The organism is Micromonospora sp. Llam0, assembly GCF_003751085.1.
GTDB lineage: Bacteria > Actinomycetota > Actinomycetes > Mycobacteriales > Micromonosporaceae > Micromonospora_E.
In genome coordinates, this window is record NZ_RJJY01000001.1 from 2,597,050 (window position 1) to 2,619,664 (window position 22,615).

Annotated in this window: 21 protein-coding genes and 1 riboswitch; of the genes, 5 read left to right on the forward strand and 16 right to left on the reverse strand. The window is 72.0% G+C overall.

Features of this window, described 5'->3' with window-relative positions:
• Positions 1-757 precede the first annotated feature (757 nt).
• Entirely contained in the window at positions 758-2,239 is a 1,482-nt protein-coding gene (locus EDC02_RS11575; RefSeq protein WP_123604711.1) for a recombinase family protein, read from the reverse strand.
• A gap of 254 nt (positions 2,240-2,493) precedes the next feature.
• Here EDC02_RS11575 and EDC02_RS11580 point away from each other — a divergent pair, with 254 nt between their 5' ends.
• From EDC02_RS11580 to EDC02_RS11595, 4 genes are all read left to right on the forward strand, one after another.
• Positions 2,494-2,985, forward strand: a complete 492-nt coding sequence (locus tag EDC02_RS11580; RefSeq protein ID WP_123601952.1) for a winged helix-turn-helix domain-containing protein — start codon at positions 2,494-2,496, stop codon at positions 2,983-2,985.
• Between the two features lie 20 nt (positions 2,986-3,005).
• Entirely contained in the window at positions 3,006-3,452 is a 447-nt protein-coding gene (locus EDC02_RS11585; RefSeq protein ID WP_199757836.1) for a transposase, read from the forward strand.
• A 106-nt stretch (positions 3,453-3,558) separates the two neighbouring features.
• Positions 3,559-4,392: a transposase family protein gene (locus EDC02_RS11590; RefSeq protein WP_123601953.1), complete on the forward strand. Its 834-nt coding sequence runs from the start codon at positions 3,559-3,561 to the stop codon at positions 4,390-4,392.
• A 10-nt stretch (positions 4,393-4,402) separates the two neighbouring features.
• Complete coding sequence (locus tag EDC02_RS11595; RefSeq protein ID WP_233605872.1) at positions 4,403-4,555, forward strand: hypothetical protein; 153 nt, start codon at positions 4,403-4,405, stop codon at positions 4,553-4,555.
• 49 nt (positions 4,556-4,604) lie between these two features.
• Here the strand turns inward: EDC02_RS11595 and EDC02_RS11600 are convergent, their stop codons facing one another.
• The 11 genes from EDC02_RS11600 to EDC02_RS40195 form a co-directional block, all read right to left on the reverse strand.
• Positions 4,605-4,937 (reverse strand): hypothetical protein, encoded by a 333-nt coding sequence (locus EDC02_RS11600; protein WP_123601954.1) that lies wholly within the window; start codon positions 4,935-4,937, stop codon positions 4,605-4,607.
• 26 nt (positions 4,938-4,963) lie between these two features.
• Positions 4,964-5,806, reverse strand: a complete 843-nt coding sequence (locus EDC02_RS11605) for a hypothetical protein (protein ID WP_123601955.1) — start codon at positions 5,804-5,806, stop codon at positions 4,964-4,966.
• Positions 5,803-6,855: an ABC transporter substrate-binding protein gene (locus EDC02_RS11610; RefSeq protein ID WP_123601956.1), complete on the reverse strand. Its 1,053-nt coding sequence runs from the start codon at positions 6,853-6,855 to the stop codon at positions 5,803-5,805. The genes EDC02_RS11605 and EDC02_RS11610 overlap by 4 nt, the downstream gene beginning before the upstream one ends.
• Before the next feature lie 14 nt (positions 6,856-6,869).
• Positions 6,870-7,835: an ABC transporter substrate-binding protein gene (locus EDC02_RS11615; RefSeq protein ID WP_123601957.1), complete on the reverse strand. Its 966-nt coding sequence runs from the start codon at positions 7,833-7,835 to the stop codon at positions 6,870-6,872.
• The gene (locus tag EDC02_RS11620) at positions 7,825-8,652 is read right to left on the reverse strand and encodes an ABC transporter ATP-binding protein (RefSeq protein ID WP_123601958.1); all 828 of its coding nucleotides are present in this window, start codon (positions 8,650-8,652) and stop codon (positions 7,825-7,827) included. Before EDC02_RS11620 ends, EDC02_RS11615 begins: the two co-directional genes overlap by 11 nt.
• Complete coding sequence (locus EDC02_RS11625; protein ID WP_199757594.1) at positions 8,649-9,719, reverse strand: iron ABC transporter permease; 1,071 nt, start codon at positions 9,717-9,719, stop codon at positions 8,649-8,651. Before EDC02_RS11625 ends, EDC02_RS11620 begins: the two co-directional genes overlap by 4 nt.
• An 81-nt stretch (positions 9,720-9,800) precedes the next feature.
• Positions 9,801-9,991, reverse strand: a riboswitch (cobalamin riboswitch).
• Between the two features lie 63 nt (positions 9,992-10,054).
• The gene (locus tag EDC02_RS11630; protein WP_123601959.1) at positions 10,055-11,443 is read right to left on the reverse strand and encodes a YcaO-like family protein; all 1,389 of its coding nucleotides are present in this window, start codon (positions 11,441-11,443) and stop codon (positions 10,055-10,057) included.
• The gene (locus EDC02_RS11635; protein ID WP_123601960.1) at positions 11,440-12,840 is read right to left on the reverse strand and encodes a YcaO-like family protein; all 1,401 of its coding nucleotides are present in this window, start codon (positions 12,838-12,840) and stop codon (positions 11,440-11,442) included. The genes EDC02_RS11630 and EDC02_RS11635 overlap by 4 nt, the downstream gene beginning before the upstream one ends.
• Entirely contained in the window at positions 12,837-14,495 is a 1,659-nt protein-coding gene (locus EDC02_RS11640) for a CocE/NonD family hydrolase (RefSeq protein WP_158632154.1), read from the reverse strand. The genes EDC02_RS11635 and EDC02_RS11640 overlap by 4 nt, the downstream gene beginning before the upstream one ends.
• Complete coding sequence (locus tag EDC02_RS11645; protein WP_148083428.1) at positions 14,492-15,409, reverse strand: hypothetical protein; 918 nt, start codon at positions 15,407-15,409, stop codon at positions 14,492-14,494. The genes EDC02_RS11640 and EDC02_RS11645 overlap by 4 nt, the downstream gene beginning before the upstream one ends.
• A 28-nt stretch (positions 15,410-15,437) precedes the next feature.
• Entirely contained in the window at positions 15,438-15,584 is a 147-nt protein-coding gene (locus EDC02_RS40195) for a hypothetical protein (protein ID WP_158632155.1), read from the reverse strand.
• 145 nt (positions 15,585-15,729) lie between these two features.
• On the opposite strand from EDC02_RS40195, the gene EDC02_RS11650 reads away from it, so the two are divergent.
• Entirely contained in the window at positions 15,730-16,995 is a 1,266-nt protein-coding gene (locus tag EDC02_RS11650) for an MFS transporter (protein ID WP_148083429.1), read from the forward strand.
• Positions 16,996-17,084: 89 nt separating this feature from the next.
• Here EDC02_RS11650 and EDC02_RS11655 read toward each other — a convergent pair whose 3' ends face one another.
• Genes EDC02_RS11655 through EDC02_RS11670 form a run of 4 tightly spaced genes read right to left on the reverse strand, consistent with a single transcriptional unit; the run spans position 17,085 to position 22,595 of the window.
• On the reverse strand, positions 17,085-18,866 hold the full coding sequence (locus tag EDC02_RS11655; RefSeq protein WP_158632156.1) for an ABC transporter ATP-binding protein: 1,782 nt from the start codon (positions 18,864-18,866) through the stop codon (positions 17,085-17,087).
• Positions 18,863-20,704, reverse strand: coding sequence for an ABC transporter ATP-binding protein (locus tag EDC02_RS11660; RefSeq protein ID WP_123601965.1), 1,842 nt, complete (start codon positions 20,702-20,704; stop codon positions 18,863-18,865). The genes EDC02_RS11655 and EDC02_RS11660 overlap by 4 nt, the downstream gene beginning before the upstream one ends.
• Positions 20,701-21,489, reverse strand: coding sequence for an ABC transporter ATP-binding protein (locus EDC02_RS11665; RefSeq protein ID WP_233605873.1), 789 nt, complete (start codon positions 21,487-21,489; stop codon positions 20,701-20,703). Before EDC02_RS11665 ends, EDC02_RS11660 begins: the two co-directional genes overlap by 4 nt.
• A complete protein-coding gene (locus EDC02_RS11670; RefSeq protein ID WP_199757595.1) occupies positions 21,486-22,595 on the reverse strand; it encodes an iron ABC transporter permease in 1,110 nt (369 codons plus the stop codon). The genes EDC02_RS11665 and EDC02_RS11670 overlap by 4 nt, the downstream gene beginning before the upstream one ends.
• Positions 22,596-22,615: the final 20 nt, after the last annotated feature.

Genomic DNA, 22,615 nt, shown 5'->3' on the forward strand with positions numbered 1-22,615 from the left:
TTGTTGGTTATCCACCGTAACCCCCGCTTCGGTCGGCGGATCGTGCGCCCGCCGTGCGGGCCACTGCGGCCGACAGTCGGCGCCGGCAACTGCGACCGCTGCGCGGCAGTCCGCAACTCTTCGGTGAGCTAATCGCGCGCGGGGCCGGCAGGGCTGTCACGCTCTGTGCTACCCATGCTGCCCCACGACGCCCCACGACGCCCCACGACGCCCGGAAATGCCGCCGCGCGGGCGCTGCTGAACGTCGAGGGACTCAGCCCTCAAGGAGGAGCGTGTCGTCACGGCAGGAACGTGCACCACACCGGGAACGGTGCAGGTGGCTGCGCCTTCCGCATGTCCGTGTCCGTGGCTTAATCGGTGATGTCGACCAGTTCGCTCCAGGAAACGACACCGGCTCCGGGTCCACAGCGGCCAGCTGCACAACCTCGACAGCGTCGCCGGTCACCACGGAGGGCGCTCGGAATGGAAGGGTCTCCGGTGGGAATGAGGACAGCGAACATCTCAGTTGGCCCGCCTGCTGGTCGTACCACGCGTAGAACGTGCCCGAGCTATGAGTGGCCAGACGCTGGCGGAGCTCCGCTGCGACGACCCGGAGCGCCGCCACGACCGCAGGCACGTCGCTGCTCCCCCGGAGCTTCGCCAAATGCGCTCTGCGGCACCGGCCAGTAAGGCTGTAGTATCAGCGCATGCGCACTCAAAGTGCGCGTAGGTGCGGACGGTGGGGATTCTCGGACACGTTAACCCCCACGGGTGGTCTTCACGGTAGATGAAGCGCCTCGGTGGGGTTTTCTGCTGCCCTGCGCTGGTGTGGGATCGCGGCTGGCCGGTGTATCGCCGACCGGGTGGGGATATCCATGACGGTCAGCGTTCCACCAATGGCGCAAGTGACGTGGACATCGTGTTCGAGCAGCGCGGCTACGACGGCGTTGGGGTCGGCGGCCGGGATACCGAGCCGCTGGGCAAGTTGTCTGATCGCTTTGGCTTCGTGGATGTAGACGTTGCGCGGCCGGGTCACCCCGTCTGCCGCTGTGGTGCGATGACCGTGGCGGCAGCGGTAGGCGGCGTGCTTGTTGACCCAGTGTGCGTCGAGAGTCCGGCCGCATTCCTGGCAGCGGATCAGTCCGGTGAGCAGATAGCGACCGCTTCCGCTGTCGGCCGGTGCCGGTCGGGCGTCGGCCTGCTGGGCGGCAACAAAGTCGCGTTCGCTGACCAGCGGCGGATGGGCGATGTCCTGGGAGATGACCCACTGTTGCATCAGACTCCAGCGGCGCACCTCCGAATGACCAAGAAGATCATCGGCGGCGTCGAGCGGGCCGCGGTCAGTGTGCTGCCGGTTCCAGACCTGCCGACCTGTGTATCGAGGGTTGGCCAGGATCGACGCCACCGTACGCAGCGTCCATCCCGCACCACTACGGTGCGGGTTACGACCCGGGTCAACGCTGGACGGGCATGGGACGCGACGGTCGTTGAGATCACGGGCGATCCCGGCCACGCTGCGCCCGGTGAGGCGTTGGGCGAACATCCACCGCACGTGCGGCGCGGTGGACGGGTCGGGTTCCAGCCGGTGGGCCACGCGTCCCCACTTGGCATGGGCCGGGTTCGGGTGCGGCCCCGCCGCGACGAGGCGGTACCCGTACGGCGGCCGGCCGCCGAGATGACGGCCCTGCTCGATCACCTGGGCGCGCATGGCCGCCTTCGCCCGAAACCGGGAGCGCTGGACCTCCCGTTTCGAGTGCACGCCGAGCAGGGCCAGTAGTGACAGGTGATGCTCGTTGCCGGTGTCGACCGGGCCATCGAGCTCGGGCAACCACAACCGCACCCCGTACAGATCGAACAGTGGCGCGAGTTCACGGAACTGGTTGCCGTAGAAGGCCCGCTCGAACTCGCCCACGACCACCGCATTGAACCCCCGGCCGGGATCAGCCAGACCTGCCAGCAACCGGGCGGCTTGCGGACGACGCTGCCAGGGCACCTGCCGGGAACAACCCACATCGAAGAAGTCGGCCACGATCGCACCCCGGCCCGCGATCGTCTCCTCAGCGACGTCCCGCTGCCACCGCGCCGACGACAACCGATCCTGGAACTCCCGGGTCGACATCCGTCCGTAGAAGGCGAACCGTATCCCCGCGGAAGCCGACGGTGGTGTCGGGCACCGCATCCGTGTGCGGCCCCGCCGGTCCGGCTGCCGCAGCCACCAGCCGAGCAGATCAGGACCGTCCGACTCCGGTGAGTACCGCACCAGGACCCTCCCGCGCAGAGACTCCACAAAAAATTACAGCTGTCGATGCAAGTGGACAACGATGCGGCGGTCGGTGAGACTCGGCTTCCCGCACGACGGCAAAGCCCGCCCAAGACGACCATGGAGCCCGAGGGGAACCGGTCAAGGAGATTACAGCGGTTGAATAGCTGGGGTCTGTTGGTCGGTTCGGGTCTGGTTGATCACAGGCGGCGTGTCGGCGTGACCACCGATGACGGCCGGTCTATGCCGGAGGTATGAGGTACGCCGATAGTGGTGGTCTGTCCGCCGGCGGGCGGGCCAAGCGGGAAGAGATGCGGATGCGGGCGGCGCGGATGTTCGCCGCCGGTGTGCCCGCGACCGAGGTCGCGGCCCGGCTGCGGGTGTCGACGAAGTCGGCCTACCAGTGGCGGCGCCGCTGGCAGGCCGGCGGGATGACCGCCCTCGCCTCGACCGGACCCGGCGGAACCATCTGCCGGCTCTCACCCGATCAGCTGCTGCGACTACGCGCCGAGCTGGACCTCGGACCAGCCGAACACGGCTGGAGCGAGGACCAACGCTGGACCCTCGCCCGGGTCGCCACGCTCATCGGACGGTTGTTCCACACCTCCTACACCCTGCGCGGAGTGTCCTACCTGCTGCACCGCATCGGCTACACCCCGCAGGTCCCGAAGCATCGGGCGGTCCAACGCGACGAGGACGCTATCGCCGCCTGGCGGGCCACGACCTGGGCCAAGGTACGAGGCTAGCGGCGGCGACCGGGGCGTGGATCGTCTTCGAGGACGAGGCCGGACAGACCCTGCGACCACCACGGGCCACCACCTGGGCCCGCAGAGGACACACACCCGTCGTGCGAGTCAACGCCAAGGGCTCGGGCCGGGTCTCGATCGCCGGCCTGGTCTGCCTCAAACCCGGCCGGCGCGGCCACGTCTTCTACCGGCTCCGTGTGCACCGCAACCGCGCCGGTGAACGCCGCAGCCTGTCCGAGGACGACTACGCAGCCCTGATCACCGCCGCGCACCACCAACTCCACGCCCCGATCATCCTGATCTGGGACGGGGTCAACACCCACACCAGCACCACGATGCGTCGCCTGACCGCCGCCCGTCACCGGTGGCTGACCGTGGTCCAGCTACCCGCGTACGCCCCGGACCTCAACCCCGTCGAGAGTCTGTGGTCGACAGTGAAGTTTTCTCAACAACGAATGGTTCGTTGAATGGTGCGACACGCACATAAGGGGCAATAGCGACGATTCTTGTGGGACGTGAGGTCCTCCGATAAACCGGTCTCACCACAAGAATCCGTCACCAAGAGGACCCCACGTGATCACTTATCGTGCCACACTCGACGTCCCGAGGGAACTCGTCTCCTACGTGGCGAGTCTGCTACGCGCCCACCGGCGGTCGCTGGGCACACGCAGGAAGACCCGACTGCTCACCTGCTGGCGGCAGGCGGTGTTCGGCCTTGTCTGGTTCCGTAACCGCGGCGTGGACATCCCCCAGCTCGGCGCCGGGTTCGGGCTGTCCCGGGCCACCTCCTACCGCTACCACGACGAGGTCTTGGCGGTGCTGTCCGCGCAGGCGCCGGATCTGTCCGAGGCCCTCGACCGGGTCGAAGCCGAGGGCTGGTCACACCTGATCCTCGACGGCAAGGTCGTGGACAGCGACCGGTACGCGGAGAAGACAGCCAACAGGAAGGGCGAGACCATCGACGCCTACTACTCCGGAAAGACCCACGACTTCGGCGGCAACGTCCAGGCGCTGATGCGCCCCGACGGGTTCCCGGTATGGGTCTCCGGTGTCGCTCCCGGCTCAGTCCATGACCTACGTATCGCCCAGGAAGAGGTCCTCGGCGCGCTCTACGCGGCCGCCGCTCGCGGACTACCCACCTTGGCGGATTCCGGGTACGAAGGTGCAGGTCAGGGCGTACACACCCCCGTGAAGAAGCCGACCAGTGGACACCGGCTCCACGTCGACAACCGGACCTACAACATGCTCCTGCGTGCGATGCGGTGCCTCGGCGAACGCGGATTCGCGCTATTGAGCCAGAGGTGGCGCGTCCTGCAAGGTGTCACGACTCCGCCGACGAAGATCGGCGACATAGCGAAAGCCGCCCTCGTGCTACTTCACTTTGAACATGGTTACAGATCTTGTTGAGATAACTTCAATGAAAGCCGGCCTGGGCAACCTCGCCGTCGACGGCGTGGACCACCTCGCCGCGATCATCCGCAACCGGCTCAAACGCATCCAGTACCGGCCGGAGCTGATACCCGGCTTCCTCGCCCAGACCGGACTCACCCTCGAACCGGAACCACCATGACAACTACAGACCCCAGCTATTCAACCGCTGTAGCGGGCCGGGGTATGGGTCATTGGGCCGGCGCGGTGACCACCGACAGTTCCAGGATCGGCGGCAGCGGTGCCACTCCGGGTCCACCGTCGAGCACCCATCCGATCAGGTCATCGTCGATCGCCGGGGCGTCGACCAGCCCGAACCAGACCGGACGGGCGCCTGCCCGACGGGTCGCCGGGGTGGGATGCACCACGATCACGTTGGCCTGGTCGCAGACGTCCAGACACTGGCTTGTGCGTACCCGGTGCCGCCCGGTCAACGCCTCCCGCAGCCGCCGCAGTTGGCCGTCGTGGTCCACGGCCGGGCGTTTGGACGGGTTGCCGCAGCAGCAGTCCCGGCACACGGTCACCGTGCATCCGACAGGCCCGGTCGTTGTCACTGGCGTGTCTCCTCGTCATCATGACCCCATGGGTCGGGTCGTCCGGCACGGTCACGGCGCCAGCGATGCAGCCGAGGGCACGCTGTGCAGTGTCCGGCCTCGTCACCGCCGCTGAAGGGGTCGGAGTGGATCCGGTACAGCAGGCAGCAGGTGCCGTTGATCAGCAGGATGTCGCTGGCGGCTACCGCTGTATCGTCCAGGCGGGGCCGGGTGCGCAGCGGCACACGCCTGGCGAGGCGGTCGGTGAGCCGGCCGGCCGCAATCCATGCGGTCGCCGGCTCCGGACCGGCGGCCAGGGCGCGGCGGTGGATCTGGTCAGCGACGTGCCCCCACAGGCCGGGCAGGCCGTAGCGGGTCAGGGCAGCGACATACGCGAATACCGGGGCGAGGAAGGCTGTGATCTCGTCGGCCGCGGCGTCGAGCAGGTCGCCGTCGGCCGGCAGGTCGGGTTCGCCGAGGTGGCGCAGGCGTGCCCCGGGTACGGCGATCGCGTCGAACCACCGGCCGTCGGGGTGCACCCGGGCATCGACCGGGCCGTCGCGGAGGGTCCATAGTGCGCTGTGTGCGGTGACGGCGGCGGCGATCGGTCCGGCGACGGCGTGGGCGAGGTACAGTCCGTGGAACGCCCCGGCGACGCCGGGATCGCCGCAGGCGTCGGTGGCGAGCATCGCGTCGACCGAGCGTTGGACCGCGTCGACGCGGCCGAGGCCGGTCAGGTCCACCCACTCCCGCCCGTTCGCAGGGTCGGGTGGTGCGCTGCTCAGCTGCAGGTCGCCGCAGCGCGCGGTCACGGCGGCCAGCAGCTGGTCGAGCGTCCCGACGCGGTCGGCTCCGGTCACTGGAACCGGTCGGGGTGCAGCGCCCGGGCGATCTGCGCCGCAGTGTCGGCGTTGCGGATTCCGCTGAACAGACCGGGGAAGGGCACGACGACGAACCGCTGGTCGCGTACGGCGGCCACGTCGGACAGCGCGGGGGCGGCGAGGTACTTGTCGATCTCCTTCTGTCCGTCGGCGACGGTCATGTCCGCGCCGCAGCAGGGGGCTAGCACGATGACGTCGGGGTCGCGGCGTACGAAGTCCTCGACGGAGACGCTGGCCTGGCGGGTGGCGACGTCCGCGTAGGCGTTAGTGCCGCCAGCGATGTCGATGATCTCCTGGGTGATACCGCTGCCGCCCTGGACCGATACGGTCCCGTCGTCGCGGAGGGTGCCGACGGCAACGCTGACCGAGGTGTCTGCACCGCTGACGCGCTGACGGGTGTCGTCGACGGTGGCTTGCATCGCGGCGATGATCTCGGCCGCCCGGTCCGCTGCGCCGAGGAGGTCACCGACCTGGGTGATGTCGGCGTAGGTCGTTTCGAACGTGGCCTGCGTCAGCTGCAGCGGGTTGCCCTCCCCCGGCTCCCCCGCTGGACACCATTCACCGAAGACGTAGCTTTCGATACCCTGCTGCGCCAGGTCGTCCTGGCTGCCGAGGACGGCGGGGGTGAAGGCGTCGTTGAAGGCGCTGAGCACGAAGTCCGGAGACAGCGAGTAGAGCCGTTCCTTGCTGGGATAGTCGTCGTTGTACGGCACATCGGCCTGTGCTGCGGCGTACTCGGGCAGGATCTCGTTGTCCAGGAAGGCCGAGCCGATGAGCCGGTCGCTGGCACCGAGTGCGTGCACCAGCTCGATGGCCGGGTGGAAGACAGCGAAGATTCGCTCTGGCGAGGTCTCCAGGGTGATCGTGCGCTGGCACGTTTCTACGGTGATCGGGCCGGTGGCTGCAGTCGGCGCGGCGGCGGGGTCGGCCCGGTTGGAGTCGGAGGTGCTGGTGCAGCCGGCGACGGCGACGACGCCGGTGAGGGTGGCTGCGACGACAGCGCGTCGGCTGCGGGTGGGCGCTGTCACGGTTGGTCCTGTGGTCATGGTCGCTCCGGTTGATCGGTGGGTTCGATGCCTTGGCTGGCGGGTCCGGCGTCCTGGCCGATGAGTCCGGCGTCAATGGGCAGATCCGCGAATGCGGTCGCGAGGTACTCGAGCGCGTCGATGTTGTTGGCGCCTTCGACGGTGTCGCGTAGCGGTAGGACGACGGTGGGCAGCTCGCCGACGCGCCACGCGGTGATCTCGGGTCGGGCCCGCAGGCGGTCGAGCTTGTCCGCTACGTCGAATGGGCCGTAGTCGCTGACGAGCAGCACGTGTGGGCGGGGTCGCGTGGCGAGCTGGTGCCAGGGCATCCAGCCGTAGGTGAAAGGCAGATCGGTTGTCACGGGTTCACCGCCGACTCGACGCAGCAGATCGGTCACCACGGCGGCGCTACCGGCGGTGAGCACGGCGTCGTGGCGGGGCATGTCGAGTACGAAGACCCGTCGTGGTGGGTTGCGTCGTGTTCGCGAGGCGACGGCGTCGATCCGGGTACGCCAGCCGGCGGCGATCGTCTCGGCCCGGTCGGCGACGCCGAGGGCGTGGCCGAGGGCGATGGTGTCGTTGATCGTCGAGTGGATCGTGGCCGGTGTGATGACGGGTGCGTCCTCGAGTGCGGCCTCGGTGAGCAGGAACGAGCGGATGCCGCGTCGGGCCAGTGCGGCGCGGGCGCCGAGGGCGCCGTCGCCGAACGCCTCGTTGTCGCCGGCGACTACCAGGTCGGGGCCGTGGGCAAGGATGTCGGCGAGTGTTGGGAAGCGACGCGGTAGCAACGAGATCTGTGCTCGGGTAGTGGCGGGCAGCGTCGACCAGCCGCCGTCGGTGTCGTTGGCGGCGACGACGCGGTCGACGGTGCCCAACGCCGCGAGCAGGGACAGTGGGCCGCTGTCGATGGTGACGACCCGCCGCGCCGGTGCCGCTGCTTCGCCGACGAGGCCCGGCCGGTAGGTCAGCTCGTCACCGGGCATTGTCGGCTCCGGTCGGTGTGTCCGGGACCGGATGCGACGGCGGGGGTCCGAGTGGGGCGTACACGAGTTGGGTTCCTCCGGTGAGTGGGTTGACGACGGTGGCGGCTCGGATGCCGAAGACCCGCTCGACCAGAGCGGGTTCGATGATCTGCGCCGGGGGGCCGCTGGCGACCAGCGCGCCGGCGTACAACACGTGCACGGCGTCGCAGTACGCCAACGCGAGGTTGAGGTCGTGCACGGCGGCCAGCACGGTGAGCTCCAGCCCGCGCAGCAGACGCAGGACCTCGTGCTGCGCGGCGACGTCGAGGTGGTTGGTGGGTTCGTCGAGCACGAGCAGATCGGCGCGTTGGGCCAGCGCGCGGGCAATGAGTACGCGTTGACGTTCGCCACCGGACAGCGTGGCGAAGGCCCGGTGCCGCAGATGGGAGGCGTCCACCCGGGTCAGGCAGCGGTCGAGCCAGGCGAGGTCGGCTGCGGTGTCGGGCTCGAATGCCCGCTTGTACGGGGTCAGGCCCATGGCGACCACGTCGGCGACGGTCAGTTCGAGCGCGTGGTCGCGTTCCTGCAGGACGACGGCGAGCCGACGGGCCAAGGCACGCGGGCGTAGCTGGGGAAGGCTCGTACCGTCGAGCCGGACGTCGCCGGAGTCGGGGCGCACGACGCGGTAGCCGGCGCGCAGCAGCGTCGTCTTACCGGCGCCGTTCGGCCCGAGGATGCCGGTTATCGTGCCGCGTCGTACGGTGATCGAGACGTCCCGCACGAGGTCCCGGCCGCCGACGTGCACGGTGACCGTGTCGAAGTCGAGCGCGCCGGTCACGCGGTGACCCCGAGCCCGCTGCGGCCGCTGCGGCGCAGCAGCAGCCAGAGGAAGAACGGGCCGCCGCACAACGCGGTGAGCACTCCCAGGGGCAGCTCCGCCGGAGCGGCCACGGTGCGGGCCGCGAGGTCGGCCAGGACGAGGAACGACGCGCCGGTGAGCATCGCCACCGGCAGCACGGCCCGGTGGTCGGCTCCCATGACGAGCCGCACGGCGTGCGGGGCCATCAACCCGACGAAGCCCACAGCGCCCACCCCGGCGACCGCCACGGCCGTCATCAGCGCGCAGACGCCCAGCAGTACGTATCGTTCCCGGGCGACATCGACGCCGAGGGTCGCGGCGGACTCCTCGCCGCCGCTGATGGCGTTGAGTGCCCGGGCGCGGGCCAGTAGTGCCGCGCCGCCGGCGACGGCCACCACGGCGGTCAGTGCCACCACGTCCCAGCGTGCCCCTGCCACCGTGCCGAGCAACCAGAACAGTATCCCGCGTACCGCCTGGTGGTCGGGTGAGCTGATCACCAGGTAGCTGGTGACCGCTGACAGGACGTACGAGACGACGACGCCAGCCAGTACCATCTGCACCGGTCCGGCCCGGCCGCTTCGGCGGCCGAGCGCGGTGACCAGCAGCACCGCCAGTAACGCGCCGAGGAAGGCTCCGGACGGCAGGGCGTAGATGCCCCAGGACGACAACGCGCCGAGCAGCGCCACCACGGCGGCGCCCACCGACGCTCCCGAGGAGACTCCCAACAGGTACGGGTCGGCGAGCGGGTTGCGCAGCAGCGTCTGCATGACCGCACCGACGGCGGCGAGCGCGGCGCCGACGACGGCGGCCAGCGCCGCGCGCGGCATCCGTACCAGCCAGACAATCTGTTCGTCGCCGTGCGGCCAGGTCACCGGGACCGGGGCCAGCAGTCGGCCACCGGTGTTGTTCCAGGCCACTGACCACACGGTCGTCGCCTTTACCTGCACCGGTCCGAGGCTCACCGCGGCGGTGAGGCAGGCGACGGTGACGACGGCGGCGACGGGCCAGTTACGGGCGCGCACGTCGGCGGCGTACGCGCGGGTCACCCCCTGCCGCTGATGGTGGGGGTTTCCGGAGCTGCCCGGGCAGCACGACAGTGACCACGGTGCCTCCACGCCTCGTAGAGCCGTTCGTTGTGGGGCGCGGTCGGTCTTCTGGCTTCCGGATCACTGCCGGCACCCGGCCTTCCCGGGCCGGGGTGGCCCAGTGGCGTCGCGAGGGGTGCCCGCTCCCCGGTCACAGCTGCGAGGGCAGCGCCGGATTCACACCGGCTTCCCACTACCGCGACCCGTTTCGGACCAGCGGAAACTAGCACACACGCCGGTGTGTGCCCTACAGCTGAGGTCTGCTGCCCGGTGCGTTCGCGCATGCTTGTCACGCCTCAGTGCGGCAGCGGGGTCAGCCGCAGCTGGCCGGGACCCTGCAGCAGTCGTGGCAGGCGAGCGCCGCCGAGCAGCGGAAACGCCGCTGCCGCGTTGCTGTACAGACCGGGCACGACTGCGCGTACGACGTGGAGCCCGGCCCAGCGTACGTCTGGTGTGGTCACGTCGACGGCGACGGCGTCGAATCCGTTGGCCCGGACCTGGTCGACCAGGAGGCGGACGCGCTGCGTCGCGCTCGGGTCGGCCCGGGCGGGCTCGGTGGGCGCGGCGGGTGGCGACGGCGGGGCAGGCTCGGCGGACCGGGCGGGCAGGGTCGGTGTGTCGGTCGGGGGCCAGCTGTTGACGGCGTCGACCAGCCCGTGTGCCAGCTCCGGGTCCAGGTATGCCTGCAGGTGGCATCCGGGGTCGGTGGCGTCGTGCCAGTCGGCGCGGTAGTCGCGCAGGTAGGCGCGGTCGGCGCGCCAGGGCTTGAGCGGGCTGCCGGGTGCGGCGGCCACCGCGGCGAAGGCGCCGTGGGGGTCGTCGAGGTCCCGCATGACCATCTGTACATGCAGGGCTTCGGCGAGTGCCTTGGCTGCGGCCGCATCGGTGTCGGGGTGGCAGGCGGTGCCCAGGGTGACGTAGTCGTCGACGGTGTCGTGCACGAGCGCGCCGAGCACCGGGAGCCCGAGTTCGCTGGGGAACCGGCAGAGCCGGGTCCGTAGGGCACCGGTCGCTCCCGCCGCTGGTGCCTGCAACCACGCCGGCGTCGGCAGGCGTGTCCCCGCCAGCCTCGCCGTCCAGGTCAGTGTCATCGCGTCACGTTCGACGAGTTCGGCCAGGGCGCTGGCGAGCGCTGCGTCCGTCGTCGTGCCGGCGCCGATCCCGGCGTACGCGGTGGCGGTGATCGGGGGCAGGTGGCGGTACCGGTAGCTGGTCCAGACCAGGGCTGCTGGCACCCAGACCGGTTCGCCGGTAGGGAGTCGGTGCCCACGGACCCACTCGGCCGGGGTGTCCCGGGTGAACGGGACGAAGGGGAAGCCGTCGGCGGCGTACTGGTCGGTGCTGTACAGCGGTAGGGTCTTCGGGTCCACCGCCTCATCACCGACGGTGGTCAGCTGCGTCCAGGTCGCGACGGGCAGGTCGGGCGGGACGAGGTTGCCGCAGTAGCGTTCCACCGCCTCGCCGATGGCGGCGCCCTCGGCCGCTGTCGGGTCCCACAACGCGGCGCCCATTCCGGACGGGTCGCTGCGCCATTCGCAGAAGGCGGTCGTGTCGCTGATGACGGAACGGACCAGGTGCAGCGCGGCGGGCAGGTGTGGGTGGCGTGGGTAGGGCTCGACGCGGCGGATGACGCCGGTGCGCGGGTCGACGAGCCCGCCGGGGACCGCTGTGCGCTGGCCGGTCACGAGTACGGAAGGGGGTCGAGCACCAGGTCCTCCTCGCGTGGTGGTGTGGACGTCCAACCCAGGCTGACCGGCTCGGTGTAGAGCCGTGGCACGCCGAGCAGGGGGAAGGCTGCGGGTGCGTACGCGGCGAGGCCGGGTACGACGACGCGGGCAACGTGCAGTCCGGCGAGCCGTACGTCCGGGGTGGAGAGGTCTGCCCACAGGGGTTGCAGCCCGGCGGCCAGCAGCGCTTGCAGCGGGCCGCCGGTGGTGTGGGCGGCGGCGTCGAGGTCGGCGGCGCTCACCCGGCCCTGTGGCCGGCGTAGGCGTGGCAGCAGGCGTTGTCGCACGGACGGGTCGAGGTAGAGCTGGGTGTGGCAGGCGAGGTCGTGGACATCGCGCAGGTCGGTGCGGTAGTCGGCTCCGTAGCCGCGGTCGGCGCGAAACGGCCGGTACGGGTGGGCATAGGCTGCCCCGCCGGCCACGGCCCGCCACAGCGCTGACGTCGGGTCGAGGAGCTCGGCGGCGACGGCGAGGCCGTCGAGTGCCTCCAGCAGCGCCTTGCGCAGCGCGGCCGTGGTGTCGGTGCGGCAGGCGGCGCCCAACGCGCTGGTGCCGTCGCGTGGGTTGTCCACCAGGGCGGCGACGACCGGCAGCCCGAGCCGGTTCGGGACGGCCAGCACCGTCGCCGTCAGCGACTCCGGCAGTCCATGCCGTGCGGGCCGGGCTGCTAGTAGCGCCTCGACCTGCGCGTCCACGCCGTCGAGGGCGACGGTGGGCCCGCCGCCGAGCCACCAGACCGTCAGCGCGTCGCGCTCCACCACTTCCAGCATGGCCCGGTGGCGGGCGTCAGCCGGTGTGGTCGCGGCGGCGATGCCGGCGTACATCTGCAGGTTGGTCGCGGGCAGGCCGTCGTGGCCGGGGTTCAGCACGACCAGTGACGCCGGGACGAACAGGGTGTCGCCGCTGGTGTCGGTGGTGGCTGAGCGGCTGGGCCGGTCGAGCGGACGGGCCGGCACCCAGCGCATCGGCAGGTCCCGGGTCATGGGGACGAACGGGAAGCCCGGTGCGGCGTACTGCGCGATGGAGTAGAGCGGCACCGCCTGCGGGTCGAGTACGGCGACGCCGCCGGCCTCCAGTTGGTCGAAGGTGGCAACGCGGACCCCGGAGGGCGGCGCGTTGCCACAGTAGCGTTCGACGGCTTCGCCGAGCGCGGCTGCCCGGGCCCCCTCCGGATCGTCGAACGCCGAGCCGTGCCCGGTCGGGTCCGCCCGCCAGTTGGCGAACTGCCCGGTGCCGGCGACCTGCGCGGTCGCGGCCGTGTACGAGCGGGGAAAGCCGTCGCGGCGGGCGTCAGGCACCACCCGCCGGACGAGGCCGGTGCGTTCGTCGACGAGCAGAGCAGCCGGCCCGTTCATCGCGCACCTGCCTCGTCGAGCACCGGCAGGACGACCCGGGTCGGCTGGTCACCGCCGTGGTGGACGCGCTGCCGGCCGACGGTCCACGTCGTGGCGCGAGTGCGGTCCTCCGCACGGTTGAGGCTCCGGGCGAGGTCGGGAAAGTCGCTGCTACTGATCTGCAGCAGCAGGGCTGAGCCGGCGCGGACCCGCGCCGCCACTGGGGTGAGCTGGACCTCGATGCCACCGTCTGCGGCGGTGGGCCGGTGCCGGGCGCTGCCGTGGGCCAGCGACAGCACTGCTCCGTCGACCCGTCGTTCCAGCAGGCGTACCACCCAGTCGGTGTCGTCTGCGTCGGTGTCGACGTGCAGCACCGCCACTGGGTCGCCGGTCAGGGTCAGCGGTGCCGGCAGCGGGCCGCTGTCGTAGTGCACGGTGTCGGTCCGGTCCAGCAGATCCCGGCGGTCAGTCCCGGGGGCGCGTGACGGAAACGGATCGGCCGGGTCGTCGAGGTAGCCGGTCTTCCCCGCGCGGCCGCCGGGGCGGCGCGTCAACCCGCCGTCGCCAGCGGCGTACCAGGTCGTGGCCGTGGTCGGGCCGGGCGGCCAGGTCGGCGCCGCACGCCACCGGTCGACGCCGGGCAGGAAGTAGGTCACCTGATCCTGACGACGGTCCGGGGCGTGCAGGCCGGTGGCGGCCAGCCAGTCGGCCAGCAGCGGGCCCAGCAGTCGCCGCGCGTGCGGGCCGTGCTCGCGCGCTCCGACGCGGGTGGCACCGGACAGACCGAAACCGTGATCCCACGGGCCGAGCACCATGGTGCGATGGGGACGAGGCGCGACGGCGGCGCCGACCAGCTGCCACAGCCGTACCGTCTCTGGGAGGAACAGGTCGTACCATCCGCCGACGTGCAACGTCGGCAGGTCCAGCCCGGCCAGATCGACGTCGGACAGTTCGCCCGCGCGGACGGCGGCGGAGTCGGGGCACAGCACCTCGCGCCAGCGCCGGGTCCGGGGCCAGGCGTGGTCGCCGATCTCGGCGACCGGCAGTCGGCGCAGCAGGTCCGGCTCGGCGGCGAGCATCCGTTCGGTGAGCTGCACCCGGCTAGTGCGGCCCTCGCCGTGCAGGAACCACCAGCCGGCGTGTTCGGCGAGCCGCAGGATGCCGCTGGGCTCGAACTTGGCCGACCGCAGCCCCAGGCTAGGGGCCACGCTCAGCACCGCGCGCACCACGCCCGGCCGGCTGACGGCCGCCGCCCAGGCGCAGAACGCCGAGTACGAGGCCCCGTAGGTGACCACCGGTCGACCGGCGGCCCACGGCTGATCCGCCAGCCAGTCGACGGTCGCCGCGCCGTCGGCGGCCTCATGGCGGTAGGGCTGCCAGTCGCCGTCGCTGTCGTAGCGGCCACGCACATCCTGCACGACGGTCGTGACGCCCCGGCTGCTCCACGCCAACGCCTCGTCGGTCATCCGGGAGCGGCCGTAGGCCGTGCGGACCAGCAGCACGGGGTGACCTGCGGGGTCGTTCCCCGCAGCGACGGCGGGAAAGCCGGCAGGGCTACTCGGGCTGTCGGTGCTGTCGGCGCTGTCGGGGGGGAGGTAGACGTCGGCGGTCAGTCGCTGTGCTGCCGGTCGGCCGGGCACCGGGACGCGTACCCCGCCGAGCACGCGGCGGGTCACGGGGCCGCCGCGGTCGGCGGCAGCGGTAGGACCGGATGGGCCAACGGCACCGGCTCGCCGGGCACGCACTCGATCTGGTGGTGACGGCCGGGCGCGGGTTCGCCCCGCAGATGCGCCAGTACGTCGCGGGCAGCGTGACCGGCCGCGACCGCAACCTCAGGCCCCGACGGCCACCAGTCGTCACGGCCATCGTCGCTGGCCTCCAGGTGCGCCCACAGCGCCCGCAGCTCGTCCGCCGCGCCGGCGGCCAGGCGCCGTCCCCGTAGGTCGCGGTAGCCTGCGGAGACTCCGGGGACGCCGAACGGGCCGATCACGAATCGGTCCCCTTCGACCAGGACCAGGTGGCGGGCGGTGCCGTGCGCAGCGCACCAGTCGTCCACCAGCAGCCAGCGTCGGTCGGGCAGGCGCGCGGCGATGGACACGACCACGTCGGCCGACGCGACGGCGGCCTCGTCCACCGGCCCGTGTCGCAGGTGGACGCCCGGGTGCTCGCCGAGAATGCCGGCGAGGGCGTCGGCTGGGTAGCCACCGCCGTCGAGGTGTACGACCCCGCGGACCGCGGCGACGGATGTCGCGTCCGACGGGGACACGGTCACCACGCCGGCCCGGCGCAGGGCGTCGAGCACCGGGCCCGCCTGCGGCAGCCTACGCAGCAGATCATTGCGGGTGTGCCCGCCGGCGCGCAGCAGCGGCCCCAGCCCGTCGAAGTCGTCGTACCCGCGCAGCCGGGTGAACTGGTCGCCGGGGCCGGCGCAGCGCCACACACCGTCCGGGCCAGGGTAGAGTTCCCGTCCCGGCGCGAGTCGCCACACCCCGGTCAGGTCACCGCTGCCGTCACCATCGTTGTCGCTGTTGGGTTGCGCGGCATCCTGGGTAGAGGAAACCGCAGGTGGGAACCCGGAGTGGGTCCCCACCTGCGAGGAGTGTCCTGCCATGTCGCCGTCAGGCGTCCGTGGGCTCCGCCCACTCGAACGGCGTGTGCAGCAGCGAGTTGTGCTTGTGCAGGGCCGGGATGACCTCCTGGTCCTCGACCGCCTCGAACGTGATCGCCTCGTCCTCTACTGCTTCGAACGTGACCGCGTCGCCCATGCGAACCTCCGCTGCTCGGCCGGAGAGCCATCACCCTCCGGATCGGGTGACTTGTTGCGACGATGTCGCCACAACGGATTCAACGCTATGGTCGTAGCGTCCATTCGTCAATGCTGATGGGAGCGCTCGGGTGGAGCCGGACACTGTGGCTGCGACGTCCGAGGCCGCACCGCCGCCCGGGCCGGGGTCCGAACGAGCTGTGCCGGCGGTGCGGCGGTGGCGGGTCGCGGTGCAGGTCCTGCCGGTCATGGCCCCGGCGTTCGTGGCGCGCCTGCCGGTCGGCATGTACTCCATCGCGCTCCTGCTGCTGCTGAGCGAGGGCACCGGCTCGTACGCGATCGCGGGCACCGCGACGGCCGGATATTGGGCGGCGACCGGGGTAGGTGCCCCGATCGCCGGCCGGCTCGCCGACCGACGGGGAGCGGTCGCCGTGCTCGCCGTGCTGGCCGGGGTGCACGCGGTGGCCCTGGTGGCGCTGGTGCTTCTCGTCCGTGGGATGTCACCGGCAGCGACGTCGGGTGCGACGATATCCGCAGCCGTTGCGTTGGCTGCCCTGGCAGGGTTGACCCAGCCGCCGGTCGCCGCCGTCGTCCGTGCCCACTGGTCGCGCCGGTTCGGCGGCGACGAGGCGGCGCTACGCACGGCGCTGGCCGTGGAGGCCGTCGTCGGGGAAGCCGTGTTCATCGCCGGGCCGTTGCTCGTCGCGGTCGTTGGTGTCGTGGGCGGCCCGCCGGTGGCGATGCTGGCCGGCGCGGCGATGACCGCCGCCGGCACCTGGTGGCTGGTCACCGCGACCGCCGTCCGCCACGCCCCTGCCGCCGCACCGCCTCCGGGCACCCGGTGGGCCGCGCTGGCGGTGCCCGGGCTGCGGGTCCTCACCACGGCGCAGATCCTGCTGTTCGCGGGATTCGCGTGCGTTGAGGTCGGGGTCCTGGCGACCGCCGGCGAACGCGGTGCCGGCTGGGCGGCCGGCGTGCTGCTGGCGGTGTGGGCGGCGGCGAGTGTCCTCGGCGCGCTGGCCTGGGCGGCACGCGACTGGCCGGGACCGGCACCTCGGCAACTGGTGGCCCTGCTCGCGGTCGGCGCGGTCGGCACGGCCACGATCACGCTGCCGACGTCGTGGCCGGCGATCGGCGCCGCACTCGTGTTGTCCGGGCTGTGCATCGCACCGGCCGGGATCGTCATCCAGACCGTGCTGACGCAGGTGACCGACCCGGCGCGACGCACCGAGTCGTTCGCGTGGCTGACCACCGCCGCGGTGCTCGGTTCGTCGATCGCCACGATGGGTGCCGGCTGGCTGGTGCAGGCGTACGGAGCGACGACCGTGCTACACGCGGCCGCGCTGTGCGGGGCGAGCGCCGCGGCGGTGGCGCTACTCGGCCGGCGGGCGCTGCAGCCCGCAGGTCGCTGAGCGCCAGCAACGGCAACGGCAACGGCAACGGCAACGGTCCACGTCGACGGGGTCGGACGGGTGCACCGCCCGAACGACCAGGTGGCGGGTCAGCCCCGCTTCGACAGACGCCAGCGTCCGGCGCGGTCGTGTGCGGTCCACAACGCACGGTACGTCGCGCTGGTACCCAGCACCTGATCGTGTGTGCCGGTGCCGGTGACCCGGCCATCCGTCACGACCACGACATGGTCGGCACGCGACGCGATCGCCAGGCGGTGGGTAACGACGACCACGGTCGTCCCGGCGTCACGCAGCCGGGTCAGCGTGTCGATGACCTGCTGCTCGTGGCCGGTGTCCAACGCCGCGACGGGCTCGTCGAGCAGCAGTAACGCGGCGTCGCTCAGCAACGCCCGGGCCAGGGCCACCCGCTGCCGTTCGCCTCCGGACAGCCGGTTGCCCAGCTCACCCACTTCGGCGTCGTAGCCGCCGGGCAGGTCGGCGACGATGTGCTGGCAGGCCGCAGCCCGGACAGCGGCCTCCACCTGTACGAACGTGGCGTCCGGGCGCCCGGCGAGGATGTTGTCCAGCACCGAACCGGAGAACAGCGACGGACGCTGCGGCACGAACGCGACCGTCGCTGGCGTGCGCACCTGCCCCAGGGTGGGGCGCCACAGCCGGGCGGCCAGGTGCAGCAGCGACGTCTTGCCCGCGCCGGACGGGCCGACCACCACGGTCAGCGTCCCGGTCGGGCACGTCAACGACACATCGTGGAGTGCCGGCGGCCGACCGTCGCCGTAGGAGAAGCTGACGCCGTCGACAGTCAGCCCTCCGTCCGCTGCCACCGCCGCCGCCTCCTCCGGGGTCGGCTCTGTTGCCTCGGTGGACTGATCAGGCAGCGGCGGACCCGGTACGGCGATGTGCTCGTCGTGGAAGCGCCGGACCCACGCCACCGAGGCGGCTGTACGCGGCAGACTGTCGAGCCGACCCGCCAGCTCCCCGATCGGCTGGGCGACCCGCAGGGCGAGCACCAGCGCCGCAGCCACCCGGGCGCCGTCGGCACCCGGGGCGCCCGCGACGGCCACCACGGCCGCCCCGGTCATGGCCGCGACGACCAGGAGGTCCACCAGCAGGACGAAGGCGGCGTACGCGGGGACGACTCGGCGCAGGATGCGGGTGTTGACGGCGCGGTAGGCGACCACCGCCCGGCTCAGGGCGTTGCCGCGCTGCTCGACCAGCCCGAAGGCGCGGATGACCTCGATGCCGTCGACGTGTTCGACCACCGCCTTGTCCAGGTCCGCGCGGCTGTCCCGGTGCTCGGTGGCGAAGCGGGCGTAGCGGGCCTGCGCCCACCGGTAGACGGGCACCCCGGCGGCCAGGACCACCACCAGCGAAGCGGCCACCACCGTTTCCACGACGAACAGCGCGACGAGGGCGGTGACCGGCGTCGCGGTCAGGCGCACCAGTTCCGGCAGTGTCCAACCCAGATAGTTCTCCACCACCCGGGTGTCACTGCCGAGCACGGTGCCGGCGTCGTCGCCGGCGAGCAGTCCACGTTGGCCAGGCCACGGCCCGACGAGCCCACGCACCCCGGCGGCACGCAGCCAGGCACCCGTGTCGTAGCACGCGGCCCACGTCACCTTGGCAGCCGCGAACGCGGTCGCCGACTGCAGGGCCACCAGCAGCAGACAGCCGGCGGCGTAGCCGACGATCCGGGCACCGTCAAGAACACCTGAGGACAGATCGACCACGGCCAGAACCGCCAGGACCGCCGGCCCGCACGCGAGCGCACCCTCCAGCGCGCGCAACGCCAGGCCGGCGATCAGACGTGGTCGGGCCGGCCCGGCCAGGAACAGGGCGTCGCGGGCGACCGCGTGCAGCCGGGGCGCCGTCACGACTGCCACAACCTGGCGTACCGGCCACCGGCTGCCACCAGGTCGGCGTGCCGGCCCTGCTCGACCAGCCGGCCGCCGTCGAGCACGGCGATCGTGTCGGCTCCGGCCACCGTCTTCAGCCGGTGCGCGACCACCAGAAGGGTGCGTCCGACGGCGAGGTTGGTCAGCGCGTCCTGCACCAGGGTCGCATTGTCCGGGTCCACGTGCGCGGTCGCCTCATCCAGGATGACCACCGGCGCGTCGTGTAGCACCGCCCGGGCGATCGCCATCCGCTGCCGCTCCCCTGCGGACAGTCGGGATCCGCGCTGGCCCAGCGGCGTGTCCAGGCCGTCCGGAAGCCGGGCGACGACCTCATCGAGTCTGGCGGCCCGCAGCGCGTCCCACATCTGGTCCACCGTCGCGTCCGGACGTCCGACCCGCAGGTTCGCGGCGACGGTGTCGTCGAAGAGAAAGACGTCCTGGAAGACGAATGTCACCAGCTGCCGCAGTCGGTGGGCTGGAAGGTCGCGTACATCGACGCCGTCGACGAGCACCGCGCCCGCCTGCGGGTCGAAGAACCGTCCCACCAGCCGCACCAGCGTCGTCTTGCCCGCACCCGACGCGCCCACCAACGCGGTCAGGGAACCCGGCGCACAGGTCAGCGTAACGTCGTCGACGGCCGGCCGGCTCGTGCCGGGGTAGCTGAACGTCACGTCACGCAACTCCAGGAGGCCACGCCCGACACCCCCACTGGTGTCGGCTGCCGTGCCCTCGCCGGCTCCGACGATTGTCGTTGGGCGGGGCGGCGGCAGGCTCGGGACATCGAGCAGTTCCTGCAGCCCGTTCGCGGCGCTGGTGAGCAGTGCGAGGCGCATCGAATGGTGGTAGAACCGCAGCAACGGCGCGCTGTACCCACCGCCGACGACCAGGACGACGATCAGCTGCGCGGGTGTTACCGCGCCGGCGTCCAGCCGCCACAGTCCCAGCGGCAGCAGGACCGCCAGCGGGGCGGCGAGCAGCACCGCGAACGCCGTTCCCGCCGGCAGGAACGCCGCAGCCCAGTCACGCTCACCGGCCGCGTACGCCTCGGCGCAGTCACACGACCGACCCACCGGCCCACGGCTGGCCGCACCGGGCAGCAGATGCAGCACCGGCAGACCACGCAGCACCTCCAGCACGGCACCGCTCCACGCCGACCAGGCGGCGTGGGTGCGTGCCTGCATCACGTCGGCGCCACGCAGCGCACGCGTCAGCGCGACGAACGCCAGCATCACCACCGCGACCGCGGCCAGCGCCAGCAGCGGATCCACGGTGACCAGCCACACGGTCACCGCTACCCACACCACCGCCGCCGAGACCGTTTCGGGCACTCCATGCGCGACGAAGACCTCCAGCTCCTCCACGTCGTCGGTGAGCAGAGCCCGCATCTGTCCGGCGCGCGGCCCGGTGACCCGGCCGAGCGGCACCTGGTGCAGCCGGTCGACCAGGCGGCCGCGCAGCCGCACCGACAGCACGTCGAACGCGACGTCGTGGCTGACCGCCAAACCCCACGCCCACAGCGCCGACCGCGCTACCGAGATCACCAACGCCAACGCCGTCCAGCGCACGATGTCGGCGCCGGTCGCGGCGCCGCCGAGCAGCAGTCCGCCGACGTGCGCGAGCACGAGGTAGACAGCGACCTCCCCGGCCGTGGCCACCACCGTGAGCGCCACCGCACCGGCCAGTCGCCGTCTGCCGGGCCGGGCGAAGCCGAGCATCAGGCCGACACCACGCCACAACGACACCGCACCTGCGCCGCCGGCGTCAGCGCCCGGACCGACGTTGGCCGAGGCACCCACGCTGCCCGCCTGCGCGCTCATGCCGACGCGTCCCCTTCTGAGTCCCACAGGAACAGGTGTGCCCGGCCGGTCACCGGATGGGTGGTCAACCGCGATCGCACCCCGAACACCCGGGCCACCAGCTCCGGCCGTAGCACCTCCTCCGCAGGTCCGACGGCGACGACGCTGCCACGGTCCAGCAGGACGATGCGGTCGGCGTAGGCCGCGGCCAGGTTGAGGTCGTGCAGTGCGGCCAGGGTGGTCACTCCCCGCGAGCGCACCAGCCGCAGGGTCTGCAACTGGTGCGCGACGTCCAGATGGTTGGTCGGCTCGTCCAGCACCAGCACTCCCGTCCGCTGCGCTAGCACCCGCGCCAGCAGCACCCGCTGCCGCTCGCCGCCGGACAGGTGCGAGAACCGGCGGCCCGCCAGATGCTCCACCCGGGCCGACGCCATCGCCTCGCGCACCGCAGCATCGCCCTCCGCTGGCCGGCTCTGGTGCGGCAGCCGACCCAACCGCACCACCTCCACCACCGTAAGGTCCACATCGGTGGGCCGCTCCTGCGGCAACGCGGTCAGCAGCCGAGCCACCGCAGTCGCACCCGTCCGCCAGACGTCGGCCTCCCCGACGTGCACCGCCCCGGCCACCGGCCGCAGCGCCCGGTACACCGCACGCAGCAGCGAACTCTTGCCACTGCCGTTCGGCCCGACCACCGCGACCACCTCGCCGGGCTGGCACAGCACCGTCGCGCCGCTGACGACCGTACGCCCGTCCAGGTGCACCCGCAGATCCGTCACGCGCAGCGGCAGCGCACTCGTCCCACTCACCCGGCCCGCCCACGTCGACGCACGAGCAACGCCGCGAGCACCGGGGCGCCCACGACCCCGGTAACCACCCCGATCGGCAGCTCACGAGGGGCCAGGACCGTGCGGGCCAACAGGTCAGCGACGACGAGGAACAACGCACCCGCCAACGCCGCCGCCGGCAACAGGCGCCGGTGGGCGGCGCCGAGCGCCAGCCGCACGGCGTGCGGCACCACCAGCCCCACGAACCCGATCGCCCCCGACACCGCCACCACCGTTCCAGTCAGGACCGCCGCCAGCGTGGCGAACACCCCCCGCGCCACCTGCGGACGCACCCCAAGGCTGGTCGCGGTCTCATCACCGAGCAGCAGCGCGTCGAGCCGCTGCCCCGCCAGCACCGCGACGACAGCGATGACCAGGGTCACCGCGGCGGGCAGCGCCAGCATCGGCCACCGCGCCGCCCCCACCGACCCGGCCAGCCAGAACAGCGCCGAACTCGTCTTCGCCGGATTGTCGGCCAGCAGCAGCAGAAAGTTCACCACCGCCTGCAGGGCGTACCCGACCGCTACCCCCGCCAGCAGCAGACGGGTCACGCTGTCCGGGCCGGCCGCCCGGCCCAGCGCCGCCACCACCGCGAACGCCACGGCGGCGCCCAGCACCGCAGCCAGGGAGGTCGAGGTCACCCCGAAGGCCGCGCTGCCCAGCACGATCACGGCGACCGCACCCACCGACGCGCCCTGCGAGACCCCCAGCAGGTACGGGTCGGCCAACGGGTTGCGGGCGATGGCCTGGACCAGGGTGCCCGCGACCGCGAGCGCCGCCCCCACGATCATCGCCAGCAGTACGCGCGGCAACCGGAGGTTGAACACGATGTCCTCCGCCGTCGCGTCCCAGTTCACCTCGCCCCACCCGGTGAGGCGGTACACCAGCACGGATGCCACGGTGTCCAGCGGCACCGGCACCTGCCCCGACCCGACCGATGCCAGACCCGCGACGGCCAACGCCACAGCCAGCACCGCACACGCCGCCACACCCCGGCCGACGCCGGGCCCGGGGCCCGCCTGGTCGGCAGCGACGCCCGTACCGACCGGACCGGTGTCCATCGGTGACGGCGACGCGGCCGACGTCACCGGGACCGCCGGTCCTCGCC